Genomic DNA, 11,982 nt, shown 5'->3' with positions numbered 1-11,982 from the left:
AAATCGACATTCAAGCGTAATGCCGAGTATCGCTGGCGGAGGTGAGAAGCAATTCTTCCCTCCGCCTTCCCATTTCTGGGGCATCAACATTCCTTTCTATCAAATTAACCCTTCCATTCAATCGCGGTATATTTAATCTATTTATCTGAAATCATTCACGTTTCAGTTACTTTTTTGGCATGTTCATTGCTATCTATTTGTCTATTGGTTTATCTATCATCAATGTAAACAGCACTTTTCGCATTAACGGGAGTTCTGCTACCATTGAATTACATATAAATAGGCAAGAGATGAATGCGTTGAGTAAATTGCGTCTTTTTCCGCGCTCATTGCGGCAGTTAGTGGTCATGGCTTTTTGGTTAGTCCTTTTACCATTATTGGTATTGGCTTATCAGGCTTATCAAAGTCTAGAACAATTGAGTAACCAGGCTGCGGATATCAATAAAACTACGCTGCTTGATGCTCGGCGCAGTGAAGCGATGAGTAGCCTCGCGCTGGAAATGGAGCGCAGCTATCGCCAGTATTGTGTATTGCAAGATAAAGCCTTACAGACGCAGTATGAAAAGCAGTTTGCTGATTATGAACAGATGCTGGAACGCCAAAAAACTATTTTGCCAGAGACACCTGAAGTGCTAGGGCTCTTTACTGGGCTGCAAAAGCTGAAAGCGATTAGTTGTGAAAATAATGAACCGATGGAAGCCACGACTAAAGTGTTAGAGCAATTCTCAGCGCAAAATACGGCTGTCGTTCAGCAAACTCGAGAGGTTATTTTTAGCCGCGGTGAACAGCTTCAAAAAGCCATTGCGAATAAAGGACAATTATTTGGTTGGCAAACACTGATCCTCTTCTTGCTAAGCGCACTGTTGGTGACCTTATTTACTCGTATGATTATCGGCCCGGTTAAAATCATTGAGCGAATGATTAACCGTTTAGGAACAGGATTGACTCTGGAAAATGATACTGACCGCTTTAAAGGCCCAAGAGAGCTGCGGATCATTGCTCAGCGAATTATTTGGTTAAGTGAGCGATTGGCTTGGTTAGAATCCCAGCGCCATGAGTTTTTACGTCATATTTCCCATGAGCTGAAAACGCCATTAGCCAGTATGCGAGAAGGGACGGAGTTGTTGGCGGATGAGGTTGCAGGTCCGTTAACTAGCTCGCAAAAAGAGGTCGTTGATATTCTTGACCAGAGCAGTAAGCATCTTCAGCAACTTATTGAACAGCTTCTTGACTATAATCGGAAATTAGTCGATGAGCCGCCCGTTGCCCAGCAAGTCGATTTGAAAAAGCTTATTGAAGATATTGTTAATGCACATAATTTACCCGCAAGAGCGAAAGATATTACCACTGATGTTCGCTTAAAGGTGGACCGTTGCCTTGCAGAACCGACCTTACTCGGAAGGGTTATTGATAATATCTACTCCAATGCGGTGCACTATGGTGGCGAATCAGGTAATATTTGGATCTCAAGCCGCAGGACGGGGAATAAGTTACTCATTGAGGTTGCCAATACGGGCACGCCTATCCCTGAGTCTGAGCAAAATATGATTTTTGAACCTTTCTATCAAGGCAGCCTCCAAAGAAAAGGCGCCGTCAAAGGAAGTGGGTTAGGGCTTAGCATCGCGCAAGATTGTATTAAGCAGATGGGTGGTGAATTATCATTAGTGCCACATAAATCCGCGGATGTTTGCTTCCGAATTGAATTGCCTTTAACCGCAGAGAACGAATAATAATGCAAAACAGGTCTACAAATTTTTTGACGGTATTGTGTAACGCAATATTGTTGAAGACAAAAGCGAGATTGTTAAAGACAAAAACAATCTCAATTCGCCGTGGGACAAGTATTAAGTCTTCCCGCGTAGGTACTCCTTTGGGAATGATTTTATTCTCGCTCATTTTAACGGGGTGTGTGGCGAAGAACGGTCAATCACCATTAGAAACTCTCGCCAAAGTCGTTATCCCCGAAGTGAAAACCACGGATTACCGTTACGCTTCTTGTGAATCAATTTGGGAAAATCAAGAACCTGTTTCACAGGAAAATGCCCTCTATTGGTTACGTATGATGGGCTGTGTGGACAGAATGGATGCTGACAAAGCCCGTGCTGAAGCGAAAAAGATTGAAGTGAATGATTGGTCTACTTCATTTACTAAAAACATTCTATTAGGTTCAGCTGAGCCGACAATCGCTGAACGTCGCCAAATGCTTGATAGCATCAATACCTATAGTTTGAGCTTCCCAACGCCAATTCGCCCATTATTGCAATTGTGGCGCGAGCAGCAGGTTCAAGTGATCAACCTTGCAGATGCGAATGCCCGTTATAAACGTATGCAGCAGGAGATGGATGCAAAGCTTGACCGTCTAAAAGAAGATAATGCCAAGCTGCGTTTTGAGCTTAATAATACTTCCCGCAAGTTAGAAAACTTAACGGATATCGAACGCCAGCTCTCTTCTCGTAAGAAAAATGCGAATGAAGTTGAAAAAGAAGATGAAGCCGCTGTTGCTGCGCCAGCAGAAACGAAGCCAGCCCCAGCCGAACAAAATTCCTCGGAGAATAAAGCACAATGACCGGCCGTAAGTCAGCTAACTTACTTTTGGTGGATGATGATCCTAGCCTGCTAAAATTACTTGGTATGCGTTTGAGCAGTGAAGGTTTTAAAGTCTCAACAGCGGAAAGTGGGCCTGAAGCACTAAAATTACTCCAGAAAGAAAAAATCGACCTCGTTATTAGCGATTTACGCATGGATGAAATGGACGGCATGGCGCTGTTTGATGAAGTGCAAAAAGCCCATCCGAATCTTCCGGTGATTATTCTCACTGCTCATGGTTCGATCCCTGATGCGGTTGCGGCAACGCAGCGCGGGGTGTTTAGTTTCTTAACCAAACCCGTTGATAAAGATGCGCTTTATAAAGCCATTGATGAAGCGTTAGCATTATCTTCCTCACCGATGAGTGATGAAGAGTGGAGCGCTGGCATTGTCACTCGTAGCCCGCTGATGATCCGCTTGCTTGAGCAGGCGCATATGGTGGCACAATCGGATGTGAGTGTGCTGATTAATGGGCAAAGTGGTACGGGGAAAGAAGTATTAGCGCAAGCGATTCATAAAGTTAGCCCACGTGCTCATAAACCGTTTATCGCAATTAACTGTGGCGCATTACCGGAACAATTACTGGAATCTGAACTGTTTGGACATGCTAAAGGCGCGTTTACGGGAGCTGTCAGTAGCCGTGAAGGGCTGTTTTTTGCTGCCAGCGGTGGGACGCTCTTTTTAGACGAAATTGGTGATATGCCGATGCCGCTGCAAGTCAAATTGCTGCGTGTTCTACAAGAACGTAAAGTTCGCCCGCTAGGAAGTAATCGCGATTTAGATATTGATGTACGCATTATTTCTGCGACCCACCGTAACTTACCGAAAGCGATGGAAAAAAACGAGTTCCGTGAAGATCTCTATTATCGTTTGAATGTGGTGAACTTGCGGATCCCTGCGTTGAATGAACGCTCGGAAGATATTCCATTATTAGCTAATCATTTATTACGTGAAGCAGCGAGCCGCCATAAACCCTTTGTGCGCAGTTTTTCGAGTGATGCAATGAAGTGCTTGATGACCGCAAGCTGGCCCGGAAACGTGCGCCAGTTAGTGAACGTGATTGAGCAGTGTGTCGCATTGACCACATCTCCAGTGATCAGCGAAGCCCTCGTTAGCCAAGCTCTGGAAGGCGAAAATACGGCGCTACCGACCTTTGTGGAGGCGCGTAACCAATTCGAATTAAATTATCTGCGTAAATTATTGCAGATGACCAAAGGCAACGTGACCCAAGCTGCACGCATGGCGGGACGCAACCGTACCGAGTTTTATAAATTACTTGGGCGTCACGATTTAGAAGCGAATGATTTTAAAGAATAAAACCTTTATAGCCTAAAGGATTAAGGGAGAACAAACACGTTATGAGCCGTAAGCTTAATATCTCACTGGCACAACTTAACTGGCTGGTTGGCGACATCGAAGGCAACTGCGATCGTATGTTGCAAACTGTTGAAGAACAGGCTGAAAATACTGATATTGTCATGTTTTCTGAGTTGGCTCTAACAGGGTACTCCCCTGAAGATTTACTCTTCCGCCACGATTTTGAAGAGCGTTGCACCGCGCAATTAAAACGTTTACAACAAGCTAGCGGTCAATGCGGGATCATCGTGGGTCACCCGTGGTACGAAGATAATGAAATTTATAACGCATTATCATTTTTCTACCAAGGCAAGCTATTAGCCCGTTACTTTAAGCAAGAGCTGCCTAATTATGGTGTTTTTGATGAGCCTCGTTATTTCACTGCAGCGGAAAAAACCTGCGTGGTGGAATTCAAAGGTTATCAGCTCGGTTTACTGATTTGCGAAGATATTTGGTATGACGAGCCGATTGATGCGGTGAAAGGGGCGGGTGCTGAGTTAGTTCTCACCATTAATGCTTCACCGTATGATTTAAACAAAGAGCACATTCGCAGTGATCTGCTGGTGGAACATGCTCAGCGTACCGGTTTACCGATTGTCTATCTTAACCAAGTCGGTGGACAAGACGAACTCGTGTTTGATGGCGGCTCGAAAGTGCTAGCAAACAAAGGCAAGCAAGTCTACCAAATGGCTGAGTTTGCGGAACAAGTGGCGACAGTCACCTTTGAAGATGTGAAATTAGTGACTGAGCAGCCGAAGCAGCCTGAAGCGTCTCAAATTGCGCAGGTGTATCAAGCATTAGTGTTAGCAACCCGCGATTACATCAACAAAAATGGCTTTAATGGGGCGATTTTAGGGTTATCCGGTGGGATTGATTCAGGATTAACTGTGGCGATTGCGGCGGATGCTATCGGTAAAGATCGGGTTCAAGCCGTTATGATGCCGTTCCGTTACACCTCTGAAATGAGCATCCATGATGCTAAAGAGCAAGCGGAATTACTGGGTGTTGAGTTTGATATCGTCTCCATCGAACCAATGTTTGATGCTTTTATGACGCAATTGCAACCATTGTTTGAAGGCACTCAACCGGATACCACGGAAGAGAACTTACAAGCTCGTTGTCGCGCCGTGATCTTAATGGCGATGTCCAATAAGCGTCGCCGTTTAGTATTGACGACCAGCAATAAAAGCGAATCCGCAGTTGGGTATTCAACGTTGTATGGTGATATGGCGGGGGGCTTCGATGTCCTTAAAGATGTGCCAAAAACGCTGGTCTTTGAACTGGCTAAATATCGTAATACAATATCGCCAGCAATTCCGCAGCGCGTGATTGATAGACCACCTTCAGCGGAACTGGCTCCAGGGCAATTAGACCAAGATAGTTTACCGCCTTACGATGTGTTAGATGCCATCTTAGACGGTTATGTAGAAAAAGATTTATCTGTAGCTGACCTTATCAAGCTCGGATTTGATAGAGAAATTGTTCGCAAAGTTGTGCGTCTTGTCGATATTAACGAATATAAGCGCCGTCAGGCTCCTGTTGGACCGCGGATCACAATGCGTAATTTCGGTAAAGATCGTCGTTATCCGATTACCTCAGGTTTTGGCCGTAAAAACTGGTCATAACAGGAACTGAAAATGAAAAAAATTGATGCAATTATAAAGCCATTCAAACTTGATGATGTGCGCGAAGCGTTAGCCGAAGTGGGGATCACGGGTATGACGGTGACTGAAGTGAAAGGCTTTGGTCGCCAAAAAGGTCACACTGAACTGTATCGTGGCGCGGAATATATGGTGGATTTTTTACCAAAGGTAAAAATTGAAATCGTTGTGCCGGATGATATTGTTGAAAGCTGTGTAGAAACTATTATGCAAACGGCGCAAACCGGTAAAATCGGTGATGGAAAAATCTTTGTGTATGATGTCGCTCGCGTCATTCGTATTCGTACGGGTGAGCAGGATGAAGAAGCGATTTAACTAGAATGAAAAATGCGGTAACGGGATAAATATATCCTACATGGGATGATAATATATTTATATGCGAGTCCGTTACCGCAAAAATTAAAAAATATTTATAACTAAAGTTTTAAAAACAATTCACTATAATGAATAACTGCGATTAATTTAACGGTAATACTTTATGAGGGCCAAAACACTCATAATGAATGTTATCAGCAGCAATACCCATTTCAATTAACTGCTTTCCAACATGTTGCATAAAGCCGACAGGTCCACAGAAATAGAATTGCATATTTGGCTGAAGCACTTTCTCTTTAACTTGTGTTAAATCCAGTAATCCACGGTATTGGTAATCTTCACCCAGTTGATCTTGTGGCGCTGGTTGATTAAACCAAACTGCTGAATGACCTTGGGTATGTTGTGATATCAACTGGCTAACTTCTTGATTAAAAGCGTGTACATCCCCATTTTCAGCAGCATGTAGCCAATTCACAGGTGCTTGATGTTGGTGCATGGTGAGGTGGTTAAGCATGCTGAGCATTGGTGTTAAGCCGACGCCAGCAGAAATTAAAGTCACTGGCGTTTTCGGTTCGACATCAAGGTAAAAATCACCGCATGGTGGCGCTAAACGAACAATATCGCCTTCATTGAGATTTTGATGTAAGAAGCCAGAAACGGTGCCTTGCTCTTCACGTTTCACCGCAATACGGTAGGTTTTCACATTTGGCGCAGTAGTGAGTGAATACTGGCGAATTTCTTGATTTTCAAAACTATTTTCATTCAGGTACACAGTAATATATTGCCCTGGACGATAATCCGCCACCGCTTTACCATCTACCGGAGTGAGTTCAAAACTGGTGATAACAGCACTTTGAGGTTGTTTTTTAGTGACTTTGAATTCACGTAAACCTTCCCATCCGCCGGACTTTACCGCATTTTCACGGTAAATCGTGCTTTCACGGTTAATGAAAATATCCGCCAGCACGCCATAAGCTCTTCCCCATGCGTCTAACACTTCTTGGCCTGGGCTCAGCAGCTCATCAATCGCAGCGAGCAGGTTTTCCCCAACAATTGGGTAGTGCTCAGGTTTGATATTTAAACTGGCATGTTTCTGGGCAATTTTCTCCACTGCGCCAATTAACGCTTCAGGGGTTTCAATATGGACTGCATAAGCGCAAATAGCGTTGAATAGGGCTTCACGCTGATCGCCATTCGTTTGATTTCTCATATTGAAAATATCTTTCAGCTCAGGATGTTGTTTAAACATTCTGTCATAAAAGTGAGCGGTTAATTTAGGACCAGTTGCTGCGATGGCAGGGATGGTGGATTTAATTGTGGCGATAGTTTGTTGGTCAAGCATACAGGTACTCCTGAATTATTTTCATAATATTATGAATTTATAAACATGTATTTTGTATGCAACTTATAATATTTAGCGGGAAATGTAAATAATTAACGCATCAAAAAGTGGGGGAATTCACCGCAAAATTAGAGGTAGCTAGCAAAGTTAGATATTCGTCTCGGTATTATTGAAATGTGCGCTATTATATTTTGTGTTGTTTAAAGGTATCTGAAAGCAAAAAAATTAATGCAATCGTTTGCGTATATTTTTTCTTAGGGGCTATCTCAACGACGAAAAAGAGTTTACACTGTCAGTCATTAAGTTGAATTGATTGTTACCTTATTGAATTGCTGAGGCAGGAGAAGCGAATGTTAAAGCGTGAAATGAATATTGCAGATTACGACCCACAACTGTGGGAAGCAATGGAAAAAGAAGTACAACGTCAAGAAGAACACATTGAATTAATTGCTTCTGAAAACTATACCAGCCCACGAGTTATGCAGGCTCAAGGCTCTCAGCTGACCAATAAGTATGCGGAAGGTTATCCAACTAAACGTTATTATGGTGGTTGTGAATTCGTTGATGTGGTTGAGCAATTAGCTATCGACCGCGCGAAAGAGTTATTTGGTGCTGACTACGCAAACGTACAGCCACACTCTGGTTCACAAGCTAACGCTGCGGTCTATATGGCGCTGCTGCAACCAGGTGACACTGTATTAGGTATGAACCTGGCGCACGGCGGTCACTTAACTCACGGTTCTCCAGTAAACTTCTCCGGTAAACTGTATAACATCGTTCCTTACGGTATCGATGAAAGCGGTAAAATCGATTACGACGATATCGCGGCTCAAGCGAAAAAACATCAACCAAAAATGATCATCGGCGGCTTCTCCGCATATTCTGGTGTGGTTGATTGGGCTAAAATGCGTGAAATCGCTGACAGCATCGGTGCCTACCTGTTCGTTGATATGGCACACGTTGCGGGTCTGGTGGCGGCGGGTGTTTACCCTAACCCTGTTCCACATGCTCACGTCGTTACGACAACAACACACAAAACTTTAGCGGGCCCACGTGGTGGTCTGATTTTAGCTAAAGGCGGCGACGAAGACCTGTATAAGCGTTTGAACTCTGCGGTATTCCCAGGTTCACAAGGCGGCCCTCTGATGCACGTTATCGCAGGTAAAGCGGTAGCACTGAAAGAAGCGATGGAGCCTGCGTTCAAAACTTACCAACAGCAAGTTGCAAAAAATGCGAAAGCAATGGTAGAAGTTTTCCAAAAACGTGGCTTTAAAGTGGTGTCTGGCGGTACTGAAAACCACCTGTTCTTAGTTGACTTAGTTGACAAAGATATTACTGGTAAAGATGCTGACGCTGCACTGGGTCGCGCAAACATTACGGTAAACAAAAACAGCGTACCTAACGATCCGAAGAGCCCATTTGTCACTTCTGGTGTGCGTATCGGTTCTCCTGCAATTACACGTCGTGGCTTCAATGAAGCAGATGCACGCGAGCTAGCTGGCTGGATGTGTGATATTCTGGACAACCTCAATGACGAAGCAACCATTGAAGCTGTTAAACAGAAAGTATTAGCTATCTGCAAAAAATACCCAGTTTACGCATAATGGTAATTAACCAATAGCGTGCAGTGAATTAGCACGATAAACCCGCTTCTACATTTGGTAAAAGCGGGTTTTTTGTTGTCCGTTTTAAACCCCTCAATAGTAGGGGAAGATGAAAATAAGGGAGGAGTGATGGTTATTCCATCAACGCGTTGGCTAGCGATTGATTATTTTACCTACTTTTTTGCCTACAGTATTTTCTTACCATTTTGGTCCGTGTGGCTACAAGGTGAGGGAATAGATGCAGAAATGATAGGGCTTTTGTTAGGTATTGGACTTGCGGCGCGTTTTCTCGGTGCGATGTTTATCACTCCCCAGGTTAAAGAGCCTTCCAAACTGATCAATGCATTACGATTACTGGCAGCGCTTTCCCTTATTTTCTCCATTGGATTTTCATTCGGCTCCCATTGGGCGTGGCTGATGTTTGTCATGATTGGATTAAACCTATTTTTTGCTCCTATGGTGCCATTAGGGGACTCATTAGCAGGAACATGGCAGAAACAATTTACGTTTGATTACGGCAAAATCCGAGTTTGGGGCTCAATTGCCTTTATTATTGGCTCGTCATCAATGGGGTATTTTGCTGGGGTGTGGGGACATACCTCGATAATGGTCGCATTAGTGATCAGCTGCGCCGCCCTATTATTGGGAGCCATGTTGAAACCTGCGATTATGCCAGCGGGAGTAGCAAAAGCGGAAGGTGCAAATAAAGTCTCATTCAAGCAACTGATCGCAGATAAAAATATACTGATGTTTTTAATCTGTGTGACTTTATTGCAAGGTGCGCATGCCGCTTATTACGGGTTTGCTTCGTTGTTCTGGAAAGAAGCGGGTTATTCTGATTTAGTGATCGGTAATTTATGGTCGCTGGGTGTGGTGGCCGAAGTGATCGTCTTTATGCTGAGCCATCGATTATTCCGACGCTGGAGTGCCCGTAACTTACTTTTATTATCCGCAGTGTGTGGGATTATCCGCTGGGGAATGATGGGGGCATTTACTGCATTGCCTGTGTTAATTATTGTGCAAATATTACACAGTGGAACCTTCACCGTTTGCCACTTAGCGGCGATGCGATTTATTAGTGCGCGTAAAGAAAATGAAATTATACCGTTGCAAGGGGCTTATTCTGCCTTAGCGACTGGAGGCGGGCTTGCGGTGGTTACTATTATGGTGGGGTATATTTATGAGCGTATGCCTGACCAACATGGCGTCGTGTTTTATTTGATGGCGCTCTTGGCTGTGCCTGCGCTGTTTATTCGACCAAGAGTGACGGCTCAGTCTTAGACTGGAGTTACCGTAACGCAATAATAAAAAGGGCGCTTAGTTTTCACTAGCGCCCTTTTTAGCAAATTTAACGAGGATTAAATTAACGTTTTAATGCTTCAGATAATTCATCTTTCATTGCAGCCAGAATATCGCGAACAACGCGTGGGCTACCTGCGACTAAGTTACCTGATGCTAAATAGTTATGACCGCCTACGAAGTCAGTCATGATCCCGCCCGCTTCACGCATGATTAGTTCGCCACCTAAGAAATCCCATGGTTTTAAACCGATTTCGAAGTAAGCGTCAACGCGACCCGCAGCCACATAGCATAAATCCAGAGCTGCTGAACCCGTGCGACGGAAATCTGCACATTGGTCAAACATTTTGCCCATGATGTTCATGTAGATAGGAGCGTGTTGCTTGTGTTTGAATGGGAAGCCAGTTGCGACAACTGCGCCTTCAAGGTCGCGTTTCTCAGCCATACGTAAACGGTAACCGTTCATTTGAGCGCCTTGACCACGTACTGCAGTAAACAATTCGTTACGCATAGGGTCATAGACAGCAGCAACCTCTGTACGGCCTTTAATGCGTACAGCGATAGAAACTGAGAAGTGAGGGAAACGTTTTGTGAAGTTGGTGGTGCCATCCAGTGGATCGATTACCCATTGAATATCTTCATCTTTGCCTAATAACTCGCCACTTTCTTCAGTGATGATAGTGTGGTCTGGGTAAGATTTACGAATAATATCAACGATGATTTGTTCAGCGTCACGGTCAACGTTAGTGACGAAATCGTTAGCACCCTTTTGGGTTACTGTTACGTTCTGAGGATCTTCATAGTTTTTAGCTATGTAATTACCAGCCTTACGTGCAGCACGTATGGCGATGTTAAGCATCGGATGCATGGGTATTTTCCACTGGGATGTTAAAGAACGAAAATCAAGAGACGCAAAGTATATAGATGTTCGTCACAATAAGCAATTTTGTGTTAGACTCTTGCGATTAATTTTTCATGACAACGTATAAACCATGCTAGAAAATATTCGTATCGTTCTTGTTGAAACCTCACACACTGGCAATATGGGCTCAACCGCTCGTGCAATGAAAACCATGGGGCTTTCAAACCTCTATTTAGTTAACCCACTCGTTGAACCTGATTCTCATGCTATCGCGTTATCCGCGGGTGCAAGTGATGTGATTGGTAATGCAAAAATCGTAAAATCTCTCGATGAAGCATTAGCAGGGTGCAAATTAGTTATTGGTACCAGCGCACGTTCTCGTACACTTTCTTGGCCAATGGTCGAGCCTCGTGAATGTGGAGTTAAATCAGTTGAACAGTCAAAAGAGTCACCGGTCGCAATTGTTTTTGGCCGTGAGCGTGTCGGTTTAACCAACGAAGAATTGCAAAAATGTAATTACCATTTGTATATTCCGACCAACCCAGAATATGGTTCTCTGAATTTGGCAATGGCGGTTCAATTAGTTAGCTACGAGATTCGCATGGCGTATTTGGCAATTGCTGAAAAAAATACGCAAACATCGACCGATGATGAGGTAGAATACCCACCGGCTGAAGATTTAGAACGTTTCTACGTTCATCTTGAAAGCGTATTGAATGAATCGGGCTTTATTCGCAAGGCGCATCCGGGATTAATTATGAATAAACTGCGACGTTTATTTACCCGTGCCCATGTAGAAACCCAAGAGTTGCATATTCTTCGCGGCATTTTGACATCAATGGAAAAATGGGCGAAAAAATGAGGTTAATGCCGTGGTGAAGTGAGCATAATACTTGAGTAAATTAGTCAGGTAAATAGTTGACCAAATTACTCAGGTATGTCACAATTGCTGCATAT

General features: G+C 43.8%; 10 protein-coding genes. 8 read left to right on the top strand and 2 right to left on the bottom strand.

Annotated elements, in window-relative coordinates; all coding sequences use genetic code 11:
* Positions 1 to 290 precede the first annotated feature (290 nt).
* The 5 genes from H0913_RS12365 to glnB all read left to right on the top strand — a co-directional run bounded on the left by H0913_RS12365 (position 291) and on the right by glnB (position 5,918).
* Positions 291 to 1,730, top strand: a complete 1,440-nt coding sequence (locus H0913_RS12365; protein WP_269749694.1) for a sensor histidine kinase — start codon at positions 291 to 293, stop codon at positions 1,728 to 1,730.
* Between the two features lie 146 nt (positions 1,731 to 1,876).
* The gene (gene qseG, locus H0913_RS12360) at positions 1,877 to 2,566 is read left to right on the top strand and encodes a two-component system QseEF-associated lipoprotein QseG (protein WP_232368786.1); all 690 of its coding nucleotides are present in this window, start codon (positions 1,877 to 1,879) and stop codon (positions 2,564 to 2,566) included.
* Positions 2,563 to 3,903: a two-component system response regulator GlrR gene (glrR, locus tag H0913_RS12355; RefSeq protein ID WP_154602666.1), complete on the top strand. Its 1,341-nt coding sequence runs from the start codon at positions 2,563 to 2,565 to the stop codon at positions 3,901 to 3,903. The genes qseG and glrR overlap by 4 nt, the downstream gene beginning before the upstream one ends.
* Positions 3,904 to 3,944: 41 nt before the next feature.
* Complete coding sequence (locus H0913_RS12350; RefSeq protein ID WP_154602667.1) at positions 3,945 to 5,567, top strand: NAD+ synthase; 1,623 nt, start codon at positions 3,945 to 3,947, stop codon at positions 5,565 to 5,567.
* Between the two features lie 12 nt (positions 5,568 to 5,579).
* Positions 5,580 to 5,918, top strand: a complete 339-nt coding sequence (glnB, locus tag H0913_RS12345; RefSeq protein ID WP_004921424.1) for a nitrogen regulatory protein P-II — start codon at positions 5,580 to 5,582, stop codon at positions 5,916 to 5,918.
* A gap of 142 nt (positions 5,919 to 6,060) precedes the next feature.
* Here the strand turns inward: glnB and hmpA are convergent, their stop codons facing one another.
* A complete protein-coding gene (gene hmpA / locus H0913_RS12340) occupies positions 6,061 to 7,260 on the bottom strand; it encodes an NO-inducible flavohemoprotein (protein ID WP_181477339.1) in 1,200 nt (399 codons plus the stop codon).
* A gap of 350 nt (positions 7,261 to 7,610) precedes the next feature.
* Here hmpA and glyA point away from each other — a divergent pair, with 350 nt between their 5' ends.
* The gene (gene glyA / locus H0913_RS12335; protein WP_036949469.1) at positions 7,611 to 8,864 is read left to right on the top strand and encodes a serine hydroxymethyltransferase; all 1,254 of its coding nucleotides are present in this window, start codon (positions 7,611 to 7,613) and stop codon (positions 8,862 to 8,864) included.
* A 129-nt stretch (positions 8,865 to 8,993) separates the two neighbouring features.
* Entirely contained in the window at positions 8,994 to 10,145 is a 1,152-nt protein-coding gene (locus tag H0913_RS12330) for a 3-phenylpropionate MFS transporter (RefSeq protein ID WP_181477338.1), read from the top strand.
* 82 nt (positions 10,146 to 10,227) lie between these two features.
* Here H0913_RS12330 and suhB read toward each other — a convergent pair whose 3' ends face one another.
* Positions 10,228 to 11,031: an inositol-1-monophosphatase gene (gene suhB / locus H0913_RS12325; RefSeq protein WP_154602670.1), complete on the bottom strand. Its 804-nt coding sequence runs from the start codon at positions 11,029 to 11,031 to the stop codon at positions 10,228 to 10,230.
* Between the two features lie 124 nt (positions 11,032 to 11,155).
* Between suhB and trmJ the strand changes: the two genes are divergently transcribed.
* Positions 11,156 to 11,887, top strand: coding sequence for a tRNA (cytosine(32)/uridine(32)-2'-O)-methyltransferase TrmJ (gene trmJ / locus H0913_RS12320; protein WP_181477337.1), 732 nt, complete (start codon positions 11,156 to 11,158; stop codon positions 11,885 to 11,887).
* Positions 11,888 to 11,982: the final 95 nt, after the last annotated feature.

This window comes from Providencia rettgeri (genome assembly GCF_013702265.1).
In the GTDB taxonomy this organism is placed as follows: domain Bacteria; phylum Pseudomonadota; class Gammaproteobacteria; order Enterobacterales; family Enterobacteriaceae; genus Providencia; species Providencia zhijiangensis.
This window is presented reverse-complemented; position numbering and strand designations above follow the sequence as displayed.

Coding starts and splice junctions, on each gene's coding strand:
- H0913_RS12365 (WP_269749694.1), top strand. CDS start 291: ATGAATGCGTTGAGTAAATTGCGTCTTTTTCCGCGCTCATTGCGGCAG.
- qseG (WP_232368786.1), top strand. CDS start 1,877: ATGATTTTATTCTCGCTCATTTTAACGGGGTGTGTGGCGAAGAACGGT.
- glrR (WP_154602666.1), top strand. CDS start 2,563: ATGACCGGCCGTAAGTCAGCTAACTTACTTTTGGTGGATGATGATCCT.
- H0913_RS12350 (WP_154602667.1), top strand. CDS start 3,945: ATGAGCCGTAAGCTTAATATCTCACTGGCACAACTTAACTGGCTGGTT.
- glnB (WP_004921424.1), top strand. CDS start 5,580: ATGAAAAAAATTGATGCAATTATAAAGCCATTCAAACTTGATGATGTG.
- hmpA (WP_181477339.1), bottom strand. CDS start 7,260: ATGCTTGACCAACAAACTATCGCCACAATTAAATCCACCATCCCTGCC.
- glyA (WP_036949469.1), top strand. CDS start 7,611: ATGTTAAAGCGTGAAATGAATATTGCAGATTACGACCCACAACTGTGG.
- H0913_RS12330 (WP_181477338.1), top strand. CDS start 8,994: ATGGTTATTCCATCAACGCGTTGGCTAGCGATTGATTATTTTACCTAC.
- suhB (WP_154602670.1), bottom strand. CDS start 11,031: ATGCATCCGATGCTTAACATCGCCATACGTGCTGCACGTAAGGCTGGT.
- trmJ (WP_181477337.1), top strand. CDS start 11,156: ATGCTAGAAAATATTCGTATCGTTCTTGTTGAAACCTCACACACTGGC.